The organism is Pseudomonas sp. GW821-FHT03C07, assembly GCF_059420925.1.
Genome location: NZ_JBWKUQ010000002.1, coordinates 322,753 through 343,814, shown reverse-complemented (window position 1 = coordinate 343,814; position 21,062 = coordinate 322,753). Strand labels below are relative to the sequence as shown.

Genomic DNA, 21,062 nt, shown 5'->3' with positions numbered 1-21,062 from the left:
ATCGACACGGAAAGCATCATGATCCTTGCCCACATATTTATTGCAGAACACAAAGCGCTACGTAACATCAACGTCCACCTTAATGGCAGCTTCCGGTGCAACTATCACAACACGATTTTGAATCTGAGCAAACCTGAAAACACCGCTGAATACTATCTTGGTCGTTATTGCTCTGCTTTGATTGGCCCCAATGGGGTAGGTAAAAGTAGTATTCTCGATATCCTGGAAACACTAAACGGCGAAAGCGACTCTCGTGCGATAATAATTTTTTTCGACAATATCGCAAATAAATACTATATTTGCTCTATCAATATCTCGAATTTTGAAATAAAAAAAATAGTCTCCGACAAAAACTACGAGCTAGTTGAGAACAATGAAAATTTCTTATCAGCGCACCGTATAAATTTCGTTAAAATAAATTCAATATCATCCAATGAAGACACGCTAAACTTTAGAAGGCCCAAACACTCCCCCAACATCCACAATCTCACCATCTATGAAAACGTAAAAAACAACGCTAGACAACGTAAATATTTTGAGAAGCTATTAGCTTATTTTAGAGACTCTTTCAACCGAGAGGGGTTCATGGAAGAAATTGTTTTCGAATTCATTTTCTCTAGCTCGCCTGTTAGCATTGCCAAACGTGGCCTGGAGTCAGTAGCTTCCGAAAGTGACTTCATAAAGAAATGGATAACCCACGAATATCAATTCGTAGTGTCAGACAGCGAAATTACACATGGAGCGGTATTTCAGAAATTGATTGACATTAACCTTCTATCAATATCTAGTGCTCTAGCAAAAGCTTCGGGCGTGGAAGAAAATGTCCTTCCAAGCATCCTATTTCACTTTGACAAAACATCCAACTTAAGCACTAACGGGATGAGCACGTCTAACCGTCTCCGAGAGGCTATCTCAAATTTAGAAGTATCTGATTGGCCCGAGTTCGTACAGGGTTCAATTCTAGGAAAAGGAATTAAACAGTTATTTTCCAGAGACCAAATAAACTTTGGAAATCTCCGAATCTTACTTGATAGTTTCTTAGAGATTTTTGAAGAGATAGCAACAATCTTAATCGATTATTGCTATGACGGCGAGAAGCTTGATCTCAAAAGTGTAAAGACAGACTATTACGAGGCAGTTCAAAATTTAATCGCCGCAATTAACCGCCTCCCGTCGAATATTGCCAGTAATATGACCTGGGGTTGGCGCGGGATCAGTAGCGGAGAATTAGCGCGAACACATATTTTCTCCGAGAGCTATCACTATTTAAAAGCGACAGACTCCAAATCCAATAACATATTCGTATTTGACGAAGCAGATCTATACTTGCATCCAGAATGGCAACGTATATTTATACATGAAATGCTTTATCACTTAAGTTCAATAGAAGAAAGCCGAGATATTAAAACATCTCAGATTGTCATTTGCACGCACTCTCCAATAATCATCAGCGACTTTCTTCCAAACGACATTGTTTCATTAACAAGAAATGAAGATAACGAGATTATTGCGACCAGCTCCTATGGGTTCGGCAATAGTATTGCAGATATATATATAAAAGGCATGCATTTAAAATCTACCTTTGGAGAGCATGCACGTCGCAAAATCGAACATCTTCTTAGAAAAGCGGAACAGAGCGCACTCACAGAAGCCGACCGAGTGCTGATCTCCAACATCCCGAACCCCAACACAAGAAACTTCTTCCTAAATCATGATAAAGATCAATAAAAACTTTTCATCCGCTTTCAAAGAAACATACATTGAGTATGCTTTGGACGTTATTCTTTGGCCTAATATCTTAAGTTTATTAAATACTATCCCTCACATCCACAGAAAACTAGCGACACAAACATTCAACAAGCGTTTCCTTGAAAACTTACTACGAAGCCAACCTGCGTTCTTTGAAAGCACTATCGAAAGGATATACACATTATTTCCTTTTTTAGCCGAGAGATACTGCTATTGCTATTTATTAAAAGAAATTGATATTGCGACAAATGTGGTCAATATAGCAACGGAATCTTCTTCCGACCGGGAGGTATTTGACAAACTCGTAACGCGTACGATCCAAGAGTTAAAAAGACTAACATCAAAATACCGGCTATATCTTACTCCATTCATAATCAGCGAACTTGAATCAAATATTCCACGACATAAGAAAAAAAGATACCTATGTAGATTAGAGAATGCGCAGAGAGGACGTTCGCAGTTGACTGAGCGTGACCGACAGCTTTTCCCTACATGGGTCAACCAACTTTCCAGTTGCTTTGATTACGACGCAGTATCAGAAAAGCTTGGTCAAGCAATAACTGAACAGCTAGAAATGACGGTTTGCCCTTATTGCGCACTGGAGTCAATCCAAACATACAGCGCCATATCTATTCGGCCAGACCTAGACCATTTCTACCCACAAACTCGTTTTCCGTTTCTCGCTATTTCACTTTACAACCTCATTCCAGCCGGATCTATTTGCAATCAAAAACTCAAGAGAAATAATTCTATGTTGGGACATATGCACCCCCACATTGAAGGTTTAGAAAACGATACAATGTTTCGCTTTGGATTTCTTCCGGATGGAGATATACGTGATACTTTTAGTATAGATATACTCCAACAAAATAGCCACTCCAAAAATAACAATATTAACCTTTTTAAAATAAAGGGTATTTACAATGGCAATGAAGACCTGCGAGAGTGGTATTTTGATACATATGAGCTTCGTGAATTCCTCAAAGGAAAAGGAGAGGAACTAAGTAGCGTTGACTTTAGATCACCACCCCATAAAAGCGTAATTGACCTACGAAGACCTAATACGAAAGTCTCCGCACAGAAATTTAAAATTGAAGCCATTAATGAGCTTTTTGAACAAAGGTTACGTATCGTGAATCAGCCACAGCTATGAGAGCGAGTACCATTATATGCATAGTATTCTATCAATAAGCCCATGATAATAAAATCCGAGAAAGAACAATAGCAATCTGTATCCATTCTCGATGCCAAGTCAGCGGCTCAATTTAGAGATCGTATCGGATTGGCTTTACCTTAATACACAAATCAGAAGAGACAGATTCTAACTAAAATTTTTGAAGTCGTTCCATCCTGATATCAAAGTCCATAGGCCGCGCACAATGCCGTACTTCTCAGCAGGCTACAATTTCGACAGCTCTGAGCTCCTTCTACCTTCAACATTCCCTTTAGATAAATATTTAAAGGCGCCTAGTTCTATAGTGTTCACCCAAGTACCTGAACATAGCCCGACCGGGGTATGCCAGCCTTCTCGTCGCAATCGGTGATCACCGCCTTTTCTTAATCAGTAATCCAAACCTCGATTGGCTTGCCGAATCGGCGATACTAGCAAAAACACTACTCAGGAGGCCCGGCCAGCGTCTTTCATAGCAGAGGCAGCCGATCACTGATGCTCCGGGGCGGATGGACAATTCATCCGCACGCTATCATGCACAACTTCATCCAGCAGCTCAGCCGCATATAACGGATCAGCCTCGAAAACTCTGCTATTGCCTCATCATAACTACGGCTAATCCAGCCAATACATCTGACAGCCCCTTCTAGTACTAAGCCTGATTTTGTGAGGCGCTGAAATAGGAGTAGAGAATATCAGCGGAATCAAGCTCATTGATATCGCCGACAACCAAATCTCTAACCGCATCCGCCAGAAGATCATTGTCTAGGGTAATTTCATAATCATTGAGCGAAAGATACTCCAAGCCGACTGCAAGTCCGGTACGCTTGTTAGCATCAGGCAGTGCATGGCCTTGCGCGATACTGGCAGTGTACTTAGCGGCAATTTCAAATACATCGTCGAGGCCATTATAGGCGATCGCATTATCGATTCGGGCCAGCGCGCCCTGCAAGATCGGAATATTTGCCGGGCTCGGTAGTCAAGATTTGAGTATTTATCTCAATGACCCGTTCAAATGGAAAGAAGATCAACTCCATTACATGTCAGCCAGTTTCCGAAAGGTCTTCTTGTGCGTTGTCAGAACGAGCCTGGTTTCCAAAAAAACAATCCGCTTACCCGGGTCGCCACCCAAGTCCAGCTTCTTGGTGGCTTTAATTTTAGGCCTCTCTACTATGGATACGCCATAGGTGTTCAGCTTGTGGTTCATGGCTTGAGTACCCCATACGGCTTGATCAATCTTTGCTCACAAGGTAGTACACTAAAAGACAAGACACACCACCGAGCCATCGACGGCGTCATACGCTGCTTGCCGATTGGCATCAGTGCCACGTCAGCGCGCAACTCAGCAGCGATCATTGCTGACAGAAAACTCAGGGAAGGGCCGCAATAAAACCCAACGGGCTATCGCGGCCTCAGCAAAGCATGGAGTAAAAATCAGCAGACGCGCCGCTCTGCCATCAGGCCACGCCGTTGAATCACTGCGAAGACATCATTGACGTCCTGCAACAGGATTCGACTGATATTGGCGATAGAAGCAATGTCGCGTGGATCACTGTCATTCAAGCTACAACAAGAAAAAAGACTCAGTATATTACCCAAGGCACCGATGCGCTCGCTGACGCAGGCATGCAGGTCGACCAGGGGCGCATGGCTATCGATGTACAGGACAGGGTGCTCGGAAGCTACGGTATCGACGGGGGTAAAGCGTTCGTTACTTTGCATGGTAGGAATTCCCTTAAATGTCTTAAAGGGTCACCACCGTCCGCTGCGAAACGAAATGGGTGGCAACTGTGCGCGGGTTCGCAGACCGGTAATTCCAACCATAAACCCGGCAGACCCGAAGGTCTCCCACGCACAGTCGCCATGGAAGCTTATTGGAGGCGAGAGAAAACGCCAACAACAGGCTTGCGGCGCTGCTGGTTAGAATGTGTACGGACTGCGAAATCCGTTCGCTGATTTAGCAGCGAAGCACAGACTATAAGCGCCTATCAGCTCACCAGGCGATCAGAGTAATGAGTGCAATTGTGTCGGAGTGTGATGCCTCCAAAGACCATCAGACTTGAATCCCCGAAGCATCCGAGCACAAATGAAAATGCCAGTCAGCGTGACTGACTGGCATTGGGCTAAAGCGCCTATTCTTCACCCCGCTGACGCGAGGATGAAGCCATCATTCCCACTCAATCGTCGCCGGCGGCTTGCTCGACACGTCGTAGGTGACGCGGGAGATGCCTTCGATCTCGTTGATGATCCGGCCGCTGACGGTTTCCAGCAGCTCGTAAGGCAGGTGCGCCCAACGGGCGGTCATGAAGTCGATGGTTTCCACCGCACGCAGGGCCACGACCCAGGCGTAACGCCGGCCGTCACCGACCACACCGACCGATTTCACCGGCTGGAACACCACGAACGCCTGGCTGACCTTGTGATACCAGTCGGCCTTGCGCAGTTCTTCGATGAAGATATGGTCGGCGCGCCGCAGCAGGTCGGCGTATTCCTTCTTCACTTCACCGAGGATCCGCACACCCAGGCCCGGGCCCGGGAACGGGTGACGGTAGACCATGTCGTACGGCAGGCCGAGTTCCAGGCCAAGACGACGGACCTCGTCCTTGAACAGCTCACGCAGCGGCTCGACCAGCTTGAGGTTCATCTCTTCCGGCAGGCCACCGACGTTGTGGTGGGACTTGATCACATGGGCCTTGCCGCTTTTCGCGCCAGCCGACTCGATCACGTCCGGGTAGATGGTGCCCTGGGCCAGGTACTTGATGTTGTCCAGCTTGCACGACTCGGCATCGAACACGTCGATAAAGGTGCGGCCGATGATCTTGCGCTTCTTCTCTGGATCGGACTCGCCAGCCAGGTTGTTCAGGAACTGATCCTCGGCGTTGGCGCGGATCACCTTGACGCCCATGTTCTCGGCGAACATGGCCATCACTTGCTCGCCTTCGTGCAAGCGCAGCAGGCCGTTGTCGACGAAGACGCAGGTCAGTTGGTCGCCGATGGCCTTGTGCAGCAGTGCCGCAACCACCGAGGAGTCCACACCGCCGGACAGGCCCAGGAGGACGTTGTCGGTGCCGACCTGGGCACGGATGTTGGCGATGGCGTCTTCAGCGATCTTCGACGGCGTCCACAGCGCTTCGCAGCCGCAGATGTCGAGGATGAAACGCGACAGGATCCGACCGCCCTGCTTGGTGTGGGTCACTTCCGGGTGGAACTGCACGCCGTAGTAACGCAGGTCGTCGTTGAACATGCCGGCAATCGGGCAGCTCGGGGTGCTGGCCAGGACATGGAAGTCGGCCGGCATCCGGGTGACCTTGTCACCGTGGCTCATCCAGACGTCGAGGCCGAACAGGCCGTCGGCGTCGACGTGGTCTTCGATGCCATCCAGCAGGCGGCTCTTGCCGACCACATCGACACGGGCGTAACCGAACTCACGCAACTCGGAACCTTCGACCTTGCCACCCAACTGCTCGGCCATGGTCTGCATGCCGTAGCAGATACCGAAGACTGGAACCCCCAGGTCAAACACGGCTTGCGGGCAGCGCGGGCTGTCGGCTTCGTGCACGGACTCGGGACCGCCGGCGAGGATGACGCCTTTGGGAGCGAATTCGCGAATCGCTTCATCGTCCATGTCGAACGGATGCAGTTCGCAGTACACGCCGATTTCACGCACGCGGCGGGCGATCAGCTGGGTGTACTGGGAACCGAAGTCGAGGATCAGGATGCGGTGGGCGTGAATGTCGAGGGCCATGAGTCATTCTCGTCTGTGAAATCAGAAACAACACGGGGCTGTCATCAACAGCCCCGGTTCAAATTCGTCAATCGCCTCCCGACCTCGGCCAGGAGGCGATCACTATCAACCTACGCGATAGTTTGGAGCTTCCTTGGTGATCTGCACGTCGTGAACGTGAGATTCGGCCATGCCGGCACCGGTGATACGCACGAATTCAGGCTTGGTGCGCATTTCTTCGATGTCGGCGCTGCCGGTGTAACCCATCGAGGAACGCAGGCCGCCCATCAGTTGATGGACGATGGCGCTCAGGCTGCCCTTGTAGGGAACACGACCTTCGATGCCTTCCGGTACCAGCTTCTCGGCACCCGCGGAGGAGTCCTGGAAGTAGCGGTCGGAGGAACCCTGGGACTGCGACATCGCACCCAGCGAACCCATGCCGCGATAAGCCTTGTAGGAACGGCCCTGGAACAGTTCGATTTCGCCCGGTGCCTCTTCGGTACCGGCGAACATCGAGCCCATCATCACGCAGGAAGCACCGGCGACGATGGCCTTGGACAGGTCACCGGAGAACCGGATACCGCCGTCGGCGATCAAGGGTACGCCGGTGCCTTCAAGGGCGGCGGCGACGTTGGCGATGGCGCTGATTTGCGGTACGCCGACACCGGCAACGATACGGGTAGTGCAGATCGAGCCAGGGCCGATACCGACCTTGACCGCATCCGCGCCCGCTTCGGCCAGGGCCTTGGCGGCCGCGCCGGTGGCGATGTTGCCGCCGATCACCTGGACTTCCGGGAAGTTCTGCTTGACCCAGCGAACGCGGTCGATCACGCCTTTGGAGTGACCGTGGGCGGTGTCGACCACCACCACGTCGACACCGGCATTGACCAGTGCGGCCACGCGATCAGCGGTGTCTTTACCGGTGCCGACCGCGGCGCCGACACGCAGACGACCTTGGTCGTCCTTGCTGGCCAACGGGTAAGCCTTGGATTTTTCGATGTCCTTGACGGTCATCATGCCCTTGAGGGCGAACTTGTCGTCGACGATCAGCACTTTTTCCAGACGGTGCTTGTGCAGCAAATCGCGGACTTCGTGCTTGTTGGCGCCTTCGCGGACCGTGACCAGGCGCTCTTTAGGCGTCATCACTTCACGAACCGGGACATCCATGCGGGTTTCAAAACGCACGTCACGGGAAGTGACGATACCGACCAGGTCGCCGTCATGCAGCACCGGCACGCCGGAGATGTTGTGCATGCGGGTCAGTTCGAGCAGTTCACGCACCGTGGCATCGGCCTCGATGGTGATCGGGTCCTTGACCACGCCGGCTTCGAACTTCTTGACCTTGCGCACTTCGGCAGCTTGCTGCTCGATGGTCATGTTCTTGTGGATGATGCCGATACCGCCTTCCTGGGCCATGGCAATGGCCAGACGGGCTTCGGTCACGGTGTCCATGGCGGCGGAAACCAGCGGAATATTCAGCTCGATGCCACGGGTAAGGCGGGTCTTGAGACTGACTTCGTTAGGGAGTACCTCGGAATAACCGGGCACTAGGAGAATGTCGTCGAAGGTCAGAGCTTCTTGGCTGATACGCAGCATCGCGGGGGCTCCCGAGCGGGAAAATGGAAGCGCGCCATTATACTCAGATGGACCCCTGGGCTCAATGTAAACCTTGGCTTATTTAAAGCTGCACTTTCACCCAGGCTACCGGCTGATCCAGCCAGTCGGCGAACTCGTCGAGAAAACTCTGCTTGAAGCCGGCTTCAGCCCAGTTGTTGAAGATAAAGCCCAGATTGGAAAAAGCGCACTCCTGCAGGAACAGAAAGCCGTTGATATCGTCTTCATGACCGCACAGCGGGCAGATGAAGTTCTCGGTGCGCCCCGGCATCCAGTCTTCTAGGCTGTCGAACAACGCCTCGCCAACTTCCTTGCGGCACTCGGCGCAACCCGCCTCTTCGAGAAAGCCCTTGGCCGGGGTATAGATGCAGCGTTTGGTGACGATCTCCAGGCCGTTGATCGGCTCGTGGAACGGCAATGCATCGGGGTGCAGGACCACGCTGGCGGCGCCCGGGGCAATAGCGTGGGCCATGCGGTTGCCGGTGCGCCCGCAGGTGCTCAGTTGTTCCTCGATGATGTTCTTGCGCACCAGCCAGCGCACGATGGCCCGGGCCCGGGCTTCGTGGACCGGCAAGGTGGAAATCTTCGGGACGATGATGCTTTGCGAATTCATGGGTACGGCCTGGAGCGTTTGCGACCCGGCAGCTTAATCCCTGAAACCCCGAGGTCAAGTGCTGAAGTAACGGGTGATCAGGGCAATCCCACTGGCCAGCACCAGCCAGGTCACCAGGCGCACGAAGGCTTCACGCGACAGCCGGCGGGTCAAACGCCTGCCGATCCAGAGGCCCAGCGCCATCGCTGGCAGCAAACACAGCGCCAACATCAATAAGGGTAGCTCGGCATAGACCCCGGCGATCACGAACAGCGACAGACGCACCACCGTGCTGCAACTGATCAGCGCACTTTGCGTGGCTCGGGCCGCGTCCTTGGGCAAGCGGCTGTTGAGGTAGATCGCATAAAGAAAGCCGCCACTGCCAAACAGCGCGCCGAACATCCCGCCCACCGTGCCCATGGGCACCGCCCACCCGGCGGCCAGTTGCGTCGGCCGCACCTTCACCAACAGGCTGTAGACCGCATAGGCGCTGATAAACAAACCCATCAGCAGCAACAGGATGTCGGACTTGAGATTCAACAGGAAGATCACCCCCAGGGTGCAGCCCACCGCCATGCAGGGTAGCAACCGCAGCAATTCGGGTTTGGCCACATCCTTGCGCGAAGGCAGCAGATTGCCAAAGGCCGCGACAAAATCCAGCAGCACCAGCAGGGGCACGATTTTCGACAGCGGCATAAACAGGATCAGGATCGGCCCCGCCAGCAGCGCCGTGCCGAAACCCGCCACGCCGAAGACGATATAGGCCAGGGCCACGCCCAGCTCCACCACCAGCCAATCGTTGGCGCTGAACGGCCACTGGTTCAACAGTGCAACAAGACTCATGAAGAACACTTCCACAATGGGTTCGATTGACTTTAGCCAGTGCCGAGCCTTGCGACTAATATATTCAAAGCCCGACACCCATCTCGAAAAGGCATGACTCGTGATTTCCACCCGCCAATTGCGCTACTTCGTCGAGATCGCCGAATCCGGCAGTTTCAGCGCTGCTGCCGAACGCCTGTTTATCGCGCAGTCGGCCTTGAGCCGGCAAATCAAGGAACTGGAAAACCATTTGCAGACGCCCTTGTTCGAACGTACGGCGCGCCAGCCGAGGCTGACCGCGGCCGGCGAGGCCTTTTATCCGCGGGCGCGCAATCTGCTGAGCGAACTGAACAAGGCCAGCGAACTGGCGACCCAGGTGGGTAAAGGGCAGCTGGGCACCTTGCGCCTGAGTCATTCCAGCACGGTGCCGATGAGCGGTCGATTGCTGCGGGCGATCGGTCATTTTCTGGCGCAGAGCCCGGGCGCGTCGATGGATATCGTCAAGCTGTCCTCCGAAGCCCAGCTCGAAGAACTCGCCGAGGGGCGGCTGGATATCGGCCTGTTGCGCCTGCCGGTACTGCGCCAACGCGAGGGTGTGCAGATCCTGCCGCTGTTCAGCGAGCGCCTGCTGCTGGCGGTACCGCCGAATCATCCGCTGGCGGGTTCGACCGAGGCCGTCGACCTGGCGAGACTGAAAGATGAAGCCTTTATTTCCATTCCCCATCCGCAGCGCGGTGGTTTGAGTTATCTCTCGGCTGAATTGTGCATGCGCCAGGGTTTCTTTCCCCGGGCGGCGCGAGTGGTGTCGCGCAAGACCACCCAGTTGCAGTTGATCCAGGCCGGATTCGGTATCGCGCTGCTGCCCGAGTCGATGCGGGACATCGCCCCGACGAATATCCATTTCCTGCCCCTCAAGGATCCGGATTGCCAGAGCACCCTGGCCCTGGCCTGCCGCCAGGACCCGACACCGCTGGTGGCGCAGTTTGTCGAGCGGTTCGGCGAAGACCTCCAACGCCCTTGAAAACACCACGAACCTTGTAGGAGCAGGGTTTATGTGGGAGCGGAGCTTGCCCGCGAAGCTTTTAGCGTCCTCACGGCCGCCTTCGCGAGCAAGCTCTGCTCCCACATTGGATCCAGGTTGCACACAAAATCTGCGTTCGACGACATAACGTAGAGATTGGCAACCGAATGCCTTTATCATGCCGCCCATGATTAAAGATCCCTTTTCACGCCTGGGCCTCGACCGCGAAGTCCTCACTGTCAGCCAGCTCAACGGCCGCGCCCGAGTGTTGCTCGAAGACGTGTTCAGCAATATCTGGGTCGAAGGCGAAATCTCCAACCTCGCCCGCCCGGCGTCCGGCCATATCTATTTCACCCTCAAGGACAGCGGCGCCCAGGTGCGTTGCGCGCTGTTCCGGCAGAACGCCGCCCGAGTGCGTCAGGCGCTGAAGGACGGCCTGGCGGTCAAGGTCCGTGGCAAGGTCTCGCTGTTCGAAGGCCGTGGCGACTATCAGCTGATTCTCGATACCGTCGAGCCGGCCGGTGATGGCGCCCTGCGCCTGGCCTTCGATGCATTGAAGGAAAAACTCAGCGCCGAAGGCCTGTTCAGCGCCGAACGCAAGGTCCCCCTCCCCGCCCACCCGCAGCGCATCGGCATTATCAGCTCACCCACCGGCGCGGTGATCCGCGACATCATCAGCGTGTTCCGCCGCCGCGCACCGCAGGTCGAGCTGACGCTGATCCCCACCGCCGTGCAGGGCCGCGAAGCCATCACGCAAATCGTCCGAGCGTTGCAGTTGGCCGATGCCAAGGGCTTCGACGCGCTGATCCTGGCCCGTGGCGGCGGTTCGCTGGAAGACCTCTGGTGCTTCAACGAAGAGGCCGTGGCCCGAGCCGTGGATGCCTGCGTCACGCCAATCGTCAGTGCCATCGGCCATGAAACCGATGTGTCCATCAGCGACTTTGTCGCCGACGTCCGCGCCCCGACCCCATCCGCCGCCGCCGAACTGCTGGCTCCAGACTCCAGCGACCTGCAACGCCGGATCGAGAGCCTGCACCGCCGCTTGGTGATGCGCATCCGAGACCGCCTGATGCGCGACCGCCTGCGTCTCGACGGCCTGGCCCGCCGCCTGCGCCACCCCGGTGAACGCCTGCGCCAACAGGCCCAGCGCCTGGATGACCTGGATATGCGCATGCGCCGGGCGTTCGAACGCCAGCTCAATACCCGCCGGGAAAAACTGATCCGCCTGGAAACCCGTCTCGCCGGGCAACATCCGGGGCGGCAACTGGCACTATTACGCCAACGCCTGGACAGCCTCTCCTCGCGCCTGCCCCGGGCCATGCACGAAGGCCTGAAGGCCCGGCGCCTGCAACTACAAAGCCAGATGCAGACGCTGCATGTGGTCAGTCCGCTGGCCACCCTCGGCCGCGGCTACAGTATTTTGCTGGACGAGCGCGGCCAGGCCATCCGCAGTGCCGAGCAGACCCACACCGGCCAACGCCTCAAGGCGAAACTTGGTAACGGGGAGTTGCAGGTTCGGGTCGAGGACAATCACCTGACGCCCGTCACCCTTTCTTTACTGGACTGACTTTCAAGGGATCCGAGCATGCCCCGTTTTCTTGCCGCCCTGCTGTTGCTGGGCCTCGCCTTCAACGCCCACGCCGACAGCTATCTCACCCGCCTGCTGAACAAACCGGTGCCCGGCGGCGTGGCTGTGGTCGATCTCGGAGCAAACGCCCAGGCGCCCAAGGCCAGTTACCAGGGCAAGCCGGTGCTGGTGGTCAAGGAACAGAACAGCTGGCTGGCGATTGTGGGGATTCCCCTCAGCGTGAAACCCGGCAGCCAGCAAATCAGCTCGGCGGGGCGCAACCTGAGTTTCAACGTTACCAGCAAGAAATACCCGGAACAGCACATCACCTTGAAAAACACCCGCCAGGTCAACCCGAACCCGGCCGACCTCAAGCGCATCGATGAAGAACTGGCGGTGCAGATTCGGGCCTATCGCAGCTTCAGCCCCGGTACGCCGAGCAACCTGCTGTTGGACAAGCCGGTCAACGGGCCACTGTCGAGCCGCTTCGGCGTGCGTCGGTTCTTCAACGGCGAGGAGCGCAACCCACACGCCGGGCTGGACTTCGCGGTGCCAGCAGGTACGCCGATCAAGACCCCGGCAGCGGGCAAGGTGATTCTGATCGGCAATTACTTCTTCAATGGCAATACGGTGTTCGTCGACCACGGCCAGGGCTTTATCAGCATGTTCTGCCATATGTCGAAGATCGACGTGCAGGTGGGCCAGTCACTGGCCCGTGGTGCGGTGGTGGGCAAGGTCGGCTCCACAGGGCGGGCGACCGGCCCCCATATGCACTGGAACGTCAGCCTGAATGACGCACGGGTCGATCCGGCGATCTTTATCGGCGCGTTCCAACCCTGATCCCCGGAACACCACCGCCCCCCTGTAGGGGCGAGCTTGCTCGCGATGGTAGTCCAGGCACCACTGGGTATCAGGTGCCCCCGCGTTATCGTTGACGTCCATCGCGAGCAAGCTCGCTCCTACAAGGACCTCGTTCAGTCTGGGCGACCGATGTTGCAGCCAACCATCCCAGCGGCAAAGATTGCGCAGGTCCAAAATAGTGCGCAATTGTTCTAGATTTTCAGTCGATCAAGCAGAATAAAATCTCGTAAAAGTCGATTTTCTGAGTATTTCTCTCAATTTTTCCCACAGGCTTGCCATCTTTCACCCCAGTGGTTAGGGTTGAAGACATGAAAACTTCTCACACCCTCATCCAGCGACGTCAACATCGCAGCCTCTGCCTCGTCAGCGCACGACTGCCAGGCTGAATCGCCCGACCTCGCCCCTGGTTTTCTCCCTGATAACGCTTCACCGGCCGGCCGCCTTTTTTCGGCCCTGACCCCAAGGAATATTCCCATGAGCATGCTCAAAGACCCGTCTTCGAAGTACCGTGCGTTCCCGACCATTGACCTCCCGGACCGCACCTGGCCGTCGAAAACCATCACCAGCGCGCCGATCTGGTGCAGCTCCGACCTGCGCGACGGCAACCAGTCGCTGATCGAACCGATGGACGCGGTGAAGAAACTGCGCTTCTGGAAAACCCTGGTCAGCGTCGGCGTGAAGGAAATCGAAGCCTCGTTCCCGGCTGCCTCGCAAACCGACTTCGACTTCGTGCGGACCCTGATCGAAGACAACCACATCCCCGCGGACACCACCATCCAGGTGCTGACCCAGGGCCGTGAAGACTTGATCGCACGTACCTTCGAATCGCTGCGCGGGGCGAAAAAAGCCATCGTTCACCTGTACAACGCCACCTCGCCGTCCTTCCGCCGCATTGTCTTCAACCAGGACAAGGACGGGATCAAGGCCATCGCGGTCAACGCCGCCAAGCTGTTCGTCAAATATGCCGCTCAGCAACCGGAAACCCAGTGGCAGTTCGAATACTCCCCGGAAACCTTCAGCGCCACCGAGCTGGAGTTCGCCAAGGAAGTCTGTGACGCGGTGATCGACGTCTGGAACCCGACGCCCGAGCACAAGGTGATCCTCAACCTGCCGGCCACGGTCGAGTGCGCCACCCCGAACATCTATGCCGACCAGATCGAGTGGTTCGGTCGTCATATCAACCGTCGTGACAGCGTGATCATCAGCCTGCACACCCACAACGACCGTGGCACCGGCGTGGCCGCCACCGAACTGGGCCTGATGGCCGGCGCCGACCGCGTCGAAGGCTGCCTGTTCGGCAACGGCGAGCGTACCGGTAACGTCGACCTGGTCACCGTGGCCCTGAACATGTACACCCAGGGGCTCGACCCGCAGCTGGACTTCTCCGATATCGACGGCGTGCGCAAGGTCGTCGAGGAGTGCAACCAGATTCCGGTGCACCCACGTCACCCGTATGTCGGCGACCTGGTCCACACCGCCTTCTCCGGCTCCCACCAGGACGCGATCCGCAAGGGCTTCGCCCAGCAGCAAGCCGACACCCTGTGGGAAGTGCCGTACCTGCCGATCGACCCGGCCGATATCGGTCGCAGCTACGAGGCGGTGATCCGCGTCAACAGCCAGTCGGGCAAGGGCGGCATCGCCTACCTGCTGGAACAGGAATACGGCATCAGCCTGCCACGGCGCATGCAAATCGAATTCAGCCAGGTGGTACAGCGGGAAACCGACCGCCTTGGCCTGGAAATGAGCGCGCAGCAGATTCATGCCCTGCTGCACAGCGAGTACCTGCAAGCCAACACTCCGTATGCGCTGGTCAGCCATCGCCTGCAGGAAGAGAACGGCAACAGCACCGTGGAAGTGGAAGTGTCCGGCAAGGGCCAGGGCGAGACCAACCTGCACTGGCGCGGCAAGGGCAACGGCGCCCTGGAAGCGCTGGTGGCCGGTCTGCCGCTGCCGGTGGAGATCATGGACTACAACGAGCACGCCATCGGTGCCGGGACCAACGCCAAGGCCGCGGCTTATATCGAACTGCGGGTCAACGGCGAACGTGCGGTGCACGGCGTGGGGATCGATGAAAACATCACCACCGCCAGCTTCAAGGCGCTGTTCAGTGCGCTGAACCGCTCGTTGAGCCAGGTGGATACCAGCAAGGCGGCGTAAGCGTCGGCTGACAAAAAAAGGCCTCGGTGGTATGAACCCCCGAGGCCTTTTTTGTGCGTTTGAGTCCGTCATCGCCGGCAAGCCGGCTCCCACAGGAGAGCATGCCAACTCCTGGAGTTGCGTACGCCACAAATCCCGTGTGGGAGCCGGCTTGCCGGCGATAAACGATAACGCGGTGTTACTGATGCAACTCGAAGCTGTCAGCATCCAGGTAAGCCGGAAACCGCGTCCGATAGGCCGTCAGTTCCGCCGCGCTCAAGGTGACCTGGAACACCCCATCGGCCTCCCCCGCGCCCAGCAGCGACTCGCCCTGGAAGTCCAGCACCTGGCTGTCGCCGGTATAAGCGAAACCCTTGCCATCGGTGCCGATCCGATTCACCGCCGCGACATAACACAGGTTTTCAATCGCCCGTGCCGGTAACAACCGGTTCCAGTGCAACCGTCGTGCGCCCGGCCAGTTGGCGGTGTACAGCAGCAGGTCGGTGTCTTGGGCATCACGGCTCCACACCGGGAAACGCAGGTCATAGCAGATCAGCGGACGTACCCGCCAGCCCTTGAGCTCGAACTGCATCTGCCGCTCGCCCGGGGTGTAGTGGTTGTGCTCACCGGCCATGCGGAACAGATGCCGCTTGTCGTAGTGCAGCAGCTCGCCATCCGGCCGCGCCCACAACAGACGATTGCGGTGACTGCCATCGGCGGCGCGGACAATCACGCTGCCGGTGATCACCGCATCGAGTTTTTTCGCCTGCTCGCGCAGCCAATGACTGGTCGGGCCATTTTCGGCTTCGGCCAGGGTCTGCGACTCCATGGAGAAACCAGTGGTGAACATCTCCGGCAGGATCACCAGATCAGCGCCCACGGCCTGCTCCAGCAGTCCTTCGAAATGCTCCAGGTTGGCCTGGCGGTCATGCCAGGCCAAAGTGGTCTGCACCAACGCGACCGTCAGGTCCGGCAAGCCGGTCAAATCACGCATAGTTTTTCCGCCGCCTCACGCAGCGTCTCCTCGCGTTTGGCAAAACACAGCCGTACCAGGCGCTGCCCTTCCGGCGGGTTCTGGTAGAACACCGACACCGGAATACTCGCCACACCATGCTCGCGGGTCATCCACACGGCCATGTCGACGTCGTTCAGGTCCGGGCGGATCTGCGAGTAGTCGACCAGTTGGAAGTACGTCCCCGCGGCCCGGGTGAAGCTGAAACGCGACTTGCCGAGCAGGTCGCAGAACAGGTCGCGCTTCTCCTGATAGAACGCCGGCAATTCCTCGACATGCTCCGGACGCAGCGCCATGAAATCGGCCAGCGCATACTGCAACGGCGTCACGCCGCAGAAGCTGACGTACTGGTGCACCTTGCGCAGCTCGGCGGTGAGGGCCGGCGGCGCCACCACATAACCGGTTTTCCAACCGGTGACGTGATAAGTCTTGCCGAACGAGCTGACCACAAAGGCGCGCTGATACAGCGCCTCATGACTCAGCACGCTGGCATGGGGTACGCCGTCGAACACCAGGTGCTCGTAGACCTCATCGCTGACCAGGTAGATATCGCGATCGGCGATCAATTTCGCCAACTGGTCCAGCTCGGCATGAGTGATCAGTGCACCGCTGGGGTTGTGCGGGCTGTTGAGGATGATCATGCGGGTGCGCGGGCTCAGCGCATCGGTGAGCTTCTGCCAGTCGATGGCGAAGTCATTCAAGCCCAACTGCACATGCACACAACGACCGCCGGCCAATTCCACCGAAGGTTCATAGCTGTCGTAGCAGGGGTCGAAGACGATCACTTCGTCGCCGGGGTGGATCACCGCCTGGATCGCGCAGAAGATCGCCTGGGTCGCGCCGGGGGTGATGGTGATCTCGGCATCGGCATTCACATGCACGCCGTAACTGCGGGAGATTTTCGTCGCCACCTGCTGGCGCAGGGCGGGCAGCCCGGTCATCGGGGCATACTGGTTGTGGCCGTTGTTGACGTGCCGGCCAACGGCGTCGCGCAGGGCCTGCGGCCCCTCGAAATCCGGGAAGCCCTGGGACAGGTTCAGCGCGCCGGTTTCCACCGCGAGCGCAGACATACGGGTAAAGATGGTGGTGCCGACATTCGGCAACTTACTGCTGATCATGGGGGCGTTTTCCCAGCTTAACATCCGGCTCTACGGGGCACGGGAGGGTTCGAGGATAACGTAAACGGCAGGCATGAAAAAGGGCGCCGAAGCGCCCGTTCTCATGCCCTGGATCAGCGTTTCTTGTCACGACGCTTTTTATCGGCCTGCTTGTGGTGCGACATCATCCGGCGCTTTTTGTTGACCTGACGGTCGGTCAGCGCGGTCTTCTTGCCTTCGTACGGGTTCTCGCCGCCCTTGAACTCGATGCGGATCGGCGTCCCTACCAGTTTCAACACGCGACGGTAGGTGTTTTCCAGGTAGCGAACATAGGACTTCGGCACCTTCTCCACCTGGTTGCCGTGGATCACGATCAACGGCGGGTTGGCCCCACCCAGGTGCGCGTAACGCAGCTTGATCCGACGGCTGTTGACCATCGGCGGCGCGTGCTCGCTCACGGCGTCTTCGAGAATCTGGGTCAGACGGCTGGTCGGCCAGCGGGTCACCGCCGACTTGAAGGAGTTCTGCACCGACTGGTACAGGTTACCCACGCCAGTGCCGTGCAAGGCCGAGATGAAGTGGATGTCGGCGAAATCGACGAAGAACAACCGGCGTTCCAACTCGATTTTGACGAAATCACGCTCGCCCGGGGTCATGCCGTCCCATTTGTTCAGGGCGATCACCAGCGCACGCCCCGACTCCAGGGCAAACCCGAGCAGGTTGAGGTCGTGGTCGACCACCCCTTCGCGGGCATCCATGACGAAGATCACCACGTTGGCGTCCTTGATCGCCTGCAAGGTTTTCACCACGGAGAACTTTTCGACTTCCTCGTGGATCTTGCCGCGCTTACGCACACCGGCGGTGTCGATCAGCGTGTACTTTTCTTCATTACGTTCGAACGGGATGTAGATACTGTCGCGGGTGGTGCCCGGCTCGTCATAGACGATGACCCGGTCTTCACCGAGCATGCGGTTGACCAGGGTCGACTTGCCGACGTTCGGACGACCGATGATGGCGATCTTGATGCCATCTTTTTCGCTCGGGCCGGGAATACGCTTGGCTTCTTCACCTTCGGCAACGTCTTCGATCTCACCGTCTTCCGGCTCGTCTTCGTCGTCTTTCGGGAAGTCGCTCAGGGCGATTTCCAGCATCTGGGTGATACCGCGACCGTGGGCGCCAGCGATCGGGATCGCGTCGCCCAGGCCCATCGGGCTGAATTCGGCGCGGGCCATATCCGGGTCGATGTTGTCGACCTTGTTGGCGACCACGTAGGAGCGCTTGTTACGTTTGCGCAAGTGCTCGCCGATCATCTGGTCAGCGGCGGTGAAGCCGGCTTTGGCATCCACCAGGAACAGCACGACATCGGCTTCTTCAATGGCCAGCAGCGACTGCTCGGCCATTTTTTCATCCATGCCATGCTCGTCGCCGGAAATACCGCCGGTGTCGATCAGGATATAGGTGCGCCCCTGCCACTTTGCCTCACCGTATTGGCGATCACGGGTCAGACCGGACAAGTCGCCGACAATGGCGTCGCGAGTCCTGGTCAGGCGGTTGAACAGGGTGGATTTGCCGACGTTCGGTCGGCCCACCAGGGCGATTACGGGAACCATGCGGCTCTCCACTTCGTTATTTCAGAAAATACAAAAGCCGCTGCAAGGCAGCGGCTGGTGCTCGGGGCAGCACCGGGAGGTGCCGCAAACCTCATGAAACGAGGCCGCCTGTGGGATCAACGCCAAACCTGTAGGAGCGAGCTTGCTCGCGATGGGCCGGGGCGCCGCGGTGCATCAGATGCCCCACGTTATCGTTGACGACCATCGCGAGCAAGCTCGCTCCTACAAGTGATGCGCTGGGATGCCCCCAAGCATAGTCAAACCTTTACTTGATGGTCAGGGCTTCCAGTTTGCCACTGTTGCCATACACGTAAATCATGTCACCTACCACCAGCGGACGGGCACGCAGGCCGTCGCTGTCGATGCGCTCGCGACCGACGAAGCGACCGTCCACCTGGCTCAGCAGGTGCAGGTAGCCTTCGAAGTCGCCCACGGCAACATAGCTGGAGAACACTTCCGGTGCCGACAGCTGACGGCGAGCCAGGGCATCGTTGCTCCAGATCGCCGTGGTGGAACGTTCGTCGACGCCTTCAACCGTGCCGGACGCCAAGGCAACATAGACACTGCCGAAACCCTGGGCAACACCCGAGTAGCTGGAAGCATCACGCTGCCAGAGCACTCGACCGCTTTCCAGGTCCAGTGCCGCCATGCGGCCCTGGTAGCTGGCGACATACAAGCTGCCGCCAGACAACAGCAGGCCGCCGTCGATGTCGACGATGCGCTCCAGCTCCGAACGCCCTTGCGGGATGGCCACGCGGGTTTCCCACGCCGGCACGCCGTTATGGGTATCCAGGGCGACCACTTTACCGCTGGACAGACCCGCCACCGCCAGGTGGTTGGTCACGATCGGTGCGCCGGTGCCACGCAGGGTCAGGACCGCCGGGGAACTGTCGTACAACCAGCGCTGGTGACCGGTGTCGGCATCGAGGCCGATCACACGGTCGTCCTGGGTCTGCACAACCACCACATCACCGTTGGTGGCCGGTGGCGCCAGCACTTCGCTGGTCACCTGGGCGCGCCATTTCTGCTCGCCGCTGCTGGCATCCAGGGCAATCACTTCGCCCTTGAGGGTGCCCATCAGCACCAGGCCGTAGCCGACGCCGATGGCGCCGGAAACCGGCAGCTCCAGGTCTTTCTTCCACTTCACGTCGCCGTTCATGCGGTCCATGGCGATCACTACACCGGTCGCATCGGCCGCGTAGAGGGTATCGCCGTCAATCGCCGGCACCAACATGTTGTAGATCTTGCCCTGGCCGTCACCGATGGAACGGCTCCACTCTTTATGCAGAACCACTTCTTCCTTGAAGGAAGTCAGTTCGGCCGGTGGCAGTTCTTTCTTGCTGTTGCTGCTGCAACCCGCGGCCAGAATGGCCAGAGCCAGCAATGCTGCATGTTTCCAACGGATCACGTCACGCATCCCCTTTGGCCAGGTCGTCCAGCTTGATTTGTAAGCCACCGACCGCTGCTTCATCAGACAGCGCCGCCTTGGCCTTTTGGTACGCGGCATGGGCTTCATCGGTCCGACCCAGTTGAACCAACAGGTCCCCCTTGAGTTCTTCGCGACTGGCCAGGAACGCCTTGTCAGCATCGCCGTCGAGCAGTTTCAGTGCGTCGTCGACCTTGTTCTGTGCCGCCAGCACCTGGGCCAGGCGCTGACGCGCGACTTCGCCCAGGGTGACGTTGGCCGGTTTGTCGATAATGGCTTTCAGCTCACGAGCAGCGTCGTCCAGCTTACCGGTATCGACCGCGACTTTCGCCACGAACAGGCTGCCGTATTGCGCATAGGCGCTCCCGGCAAAGTCGGTATTGAGCTTGTTGGCCAGGTCCGCCACGCGCCCAGGGTCGGGCTTGCCGTCCGGCGTCAGGGTGGTTTCCAGCAATTGCTGATAGAGCACCGAGGCGCCTTGCGCCTGGTTGTTCTGGTATTTGTGCCAAGCCTGCCAGCCGAACACCACTACCAGGGCCAGCAAGCCGCCAGTGACCAGGGGTTTGCCGTTACGCTGCCACCAGTCCTTCAACTCCGCCAAGTGATCATCTTCGGTACTCGACACCCCAATACTCCTTATTCTCTAAATCGGCTGTTTTA

General features: G+C 57.4%; 17 protein-coding genes. 6 read left to right on the top strand and 11 right to left on the bottom strand.

Annotated features, from left to right (window positions below):
* Nucleotides 1–18 precede the first annotated feature (18 nt).
* Both AC07VG_RS04815 and AC07VG_RS04810 read left to right on the top strand, forming a co-directional pair.
* Nucleotides 19–1,728, top strand: coding sequence for an AAA family ATPase (locus tag AC07VG_RS04815; RefSeq protein ID WP_495020586.1), 1,710 nt, complete (start codon nt 19–21; stop codon nt 1,726–1,728).
* Nucleotides 1,712–2,902, top strand: a complete 1,191-nt coding sequence (locus tag AC07VG_RS04810; RefSeq protein ID WP_495020585.1) for a hypothetical protein — start codon at nt 1,712–1,714, stop codon at nt 2,900–2,902. The genes AC07VG_RS04815 and AC07VG_RS04810 overlap by 17 nt, the downstream gene beginning before the upstream one ends.
* Nucleotides 2,903–3,572: 670 nt before the next feature.
* Here the strand turns inward: AC07VG_RS04810 and AC07VG_RS04805 are convergent.
* The 6 genes from AC07VG_RS04805 to AC07VG_RS04780 all read right to left on the bottom strand — a co-directional run bounded on the left by AC07VG_RS04805 (nt 3,573) and on the right by AC07VG_RS04780 (nt 9,693).
* Nucleotides 3,573–3,872, bottom strand: a complete 300-nt coding sequence (locus tag AC07VG_RS04805) for a type II toxin-antitoxin system death-on-curing family toxin (RefSeq protein WP_495020584.1) — start codon at nt 3,870–3,872, stop codon at nt 3,573–3,575.
* A gap of 482 nt (nt 3,873–4,354) precedes the next feature.
* Nucleotides 4,355–4,642 carry a fructose-bisphosphate aldolase gene (locus AC07VG_RS04800; protein WP_495020583.1) on the bottom strand — a complete coding sequence of 96 codons (288 nt, stop codon included), beginning with the start codon at nt 4,640–4,642 and terminating at the stop codon, nt 4,355–4,357.
* Nucleotides 4,643–5,087: 445 nt separating this feature from the next.
* Nucleotides 5,088–6,665: a glutamine-hydrolyzing GMP synthase gene (gene guaA, locus AC07VG_RS04795; RefSeq protein WP_248797115.1), complete on the bottom strand. Its 1,578-nt coding sequence runs from the start codon at nt 6,663–6,665 to the stop codon at nt 5,088–5,090.
* Nucleotides 6,666–6,770: 105 nt separating this feature from the next.
* A complete protein-coding gene (guaB, locus tag AC07VG_RS04790; protein WP_495000741.1) occupies nt 6,771–8,240 on the bottom strand; it encodes an IMP dehydrogenase in 1,470 nt (489 codons plus the stop codon).
* Between the two features lie 82 nt (nt 8,241–8,322).
* Nucleotides 8,323–8,871: a sugar ABC transporter ATPase gene (locus AC07VG_RS04785; protein ID WP_495020582.1), complete on the bottom strand. Its 549-nt coding sequence runs from the start codon at nt 8,869–8,871 to the stop codon at nt 8,323–8,325.
* A gap of 54 nt (nt 8,872–8,925) precedes the next feature.
* Entirely contained in the window at nt 8,926–9,693 is a 768-nt protein-coding gene (locus AC07VG_RS04780; RefSeq protein WP_495020581.1) for a sulfite exporter TauE/SafE family protein, read from the bottom strand.
* Nucleotides 9,694–9,793: 100 nt separating this feature from the next.
* Here AC07VG_RS04780 and AC07VG_RS04775 point away from each other — a divergent pair, with 100 nt between their 5' ends.
* The 4 genes from AC07VG_RS04775 to leuA all read left to right on the top strand — a co-directional run bounded on the left by AC07VG_RS04775 (nt 9,794) and on the right by leuA (nt 15,278).
* Nucleotides 9,794–10,693, top strand: coding sequence for a LysR family transcriptional regulator (locus AC07VG_RS04775; protein ID WP_495000738.1), 900 nt, complete (start codon nt 9,794–9,796; stop codon nt 10,691–10,693).
* A 187-nt stretch (nt 10,694–10,880) separates the two neighbouring features.
* Nucleotides 10,881–12,260: an exodeoxyribonuclease VII large subunit gene (xseA, locus tag AC07VG_RS04770; protein WP_495000737.1), complete on the top strand. Its 1,380-nt coding sequence runs from the start codon at nt 10,881–10,883 to the stop codon at nt 12,258–12,260.
* An 18-nt stretch (nt 12,261–12,278) separates the two neighbouring features.
* Entirely contained in the window at nt 12,279–13,100 is an 822-nt protein-coding gene (locus tag AC07VG_RS04765) for a peptidoglycan DD-metalloendopeptidase family protein (protein WP_495000736.1), read from the top strand.
* Nucleotides 13,101–13,595: 495 nt separating this feature from the next.
* Nucleotides 13,596–15,278: a 2-isopropylmalate synthase gene (gene leuA, locus AC07VG_RS04760; protein WP_495020580.1), complete on the top strand. Its 1,683-nt coding sequence runs from the start codon at nt 13,596–13,598 to the stop codon at nt 15,276–15,278.
* Between the two features lie 178 nt (nt 15,279–15,456).
* Here the strand turns inward: leuA and AC07VG_RS04755 are convergent, their stop codons facing one another.
* The 5 genes from AC07VG_RS04755 to AC07VG_RS04735 all read right to left on the bottom strand — a co-directional run bounded on the left by AC07VG_RS04755 (nt 15,457) and on the right by AC07VG_RS04735 (nt 21,027).
* Entirely contained in the window at nt 15,457–16,251 is a 795-nt protein-coding gene (locus tag AC07VG_RS04755; protein WP_495000734.1) for an amidohydrolase, read from the bottom strand.
* Nucleotides 16,239–17,387, bottom strand: a complete 1,149-nt coding sequence (locus AC07VG_RS04750) for a pyridoxal phosphate-dependent aminotransferase (protein ID WP_495000733.1) — start codon at nt 17,385–17,387, stop codon at nt 16,239–16,241. Before AC07VG_RS04750 ends, AC07VG_RS04755 begins: the two co-directional genes overlap by 13 nt.
* A gap of 113 nt (nt 17,388–17,500) precedes the next feature.
* Nucleotides 17,501–18,976 carry a ribosome biogenesis GTPase Der gene (gene der, locus AC07VG_RS04745; protein ID WP_495000732.1) on the bottom strand — a complete coding sequence of 492 codons (1,476 nt, stop codon included), beginning with the start codon at nt 18,974–18,976 and terminating at the stop codon, nt 17,501–17,503.
* Nucleotides 18,977–19,241: 265 nt separating this feature from the next.
* Nucleotides 19,242–20,393, bottom strand: coding sequence for an outer membrane protein assembly factor BamB (gene bamB / locus AC07VG_RS04740; RefSeq protein ID WP_495020579.1), 1,152 nt, complete (start codon nt 20,391–20,393; stop codon nt 19,242–19,244).
* Nucleotides 20,386–21,027, bottom strand: coding sequence for a tetratricopeptide repeat protein (locus tag AC07VG_RS04735; protein WP_495000730.1), 642 nt, complete (start codon nt 21,025–21,027; stop codon nt 20,386–20,388). Before AC07VG_RS04735 ends, bamB begins: the two co-directional genes overlap by 8 nt.
* Between the last annotated feature and the right edge of the window lie 35 nt (nt 21,028–21,062).

Coding starts and splice junctions, on each gene's coding strand:
- AC07VG_RS04755 (WP_495000734.1), bottom strand. CDS start 16,251: ATGCGTGATTTGACCGGCTTGCCGGACCTGACGGTCGCGTTGGTGCAG.
- AC07VG_RS04815 (WP_495020586.1), top strand. CDS start 19: ATGATCCTTGCCCACATATTTATTGCAGAACACAAAGCGCTACGTAAC.
- guaB (WP_495000741.1), bottom strand. CDS start 8,240: ATGCTGCGTATCAGCCAAGAAGCTCTGACCTTCGACGACATTCTCCTA.
- xseA (WP_495000737.1), top strand. CDS start 10,881: ATGATTAAAGATCCCTTTTCACGCCTGGGCCTCGACCGCGAAGTCCTC.
- AC07VG_RS04810 (WP_495020585.1), top strand. CDS start 1,712: ATGATAAAGATCAATAAAAACTTTTCATCCGCTTTCAAAGAAACATAC.
- AC07VG_RS04750 (WP_495000733.1), bottom strand. CDS start 17,387: ATGATCAGCAGTAAGTTGCCGAATGTCGGCACCACCATCTTTACCCGT.
- leuA (WP_495020580.1), top strand. CDS start 13,596: ATGAGCATGCTCAAAGACCCGTCTTCGAAGTACCGTGCGTTCCCGACC.
- AC07VG_RS04800 (WP_495020583.1), bottom strand. CDS start 4,642: ATGCAAAGTAACGAACGCTTTACCCCCGTCGATACCGTAGCTTCCGAG.
- AC07VG_RS04785 (WP_495020582.1), bottom strand. CDS start 8,871: ATGAATTCGCAAAGCATCATCGTCCCGAAGATTTCCACCTTGCCGGTC.
- bamB (WP_495020579.1), bottom strand. CDS start 20,393: ATGCGTGACGTGATCCGTTGGAAACATGCAGCATTGCTGGCTCTGGCC.
- guaA (WP_248797115.1), bottom strand. CDS start 6,665: ATGGCCCTCGACATTCACGCCCACCGCATCCTGATCCTCGACTTCGGT.
- AC07VG_RS04780 (WP_495020581.1), bottom strand. CDS start 9,693: ATGAGTCTTGTTGCACTGTTGAACCAGTGGCCGTTCAGCGCCAACGAT.
- AC07VG_RS04765 (WP_495000736.1), top strand. CDS start 12,279: ATGCCCCGTTTTCTTGCCGCCCTGCTGTTGCTGGGCCTCGCCTTCAAC.
- der (WP_495000732.1), bottom strand. CDS start 18,976: ATGGTTCCCGTAATCGCCCTGGTGGGCCGACCGAACGTCGGCAAATCC.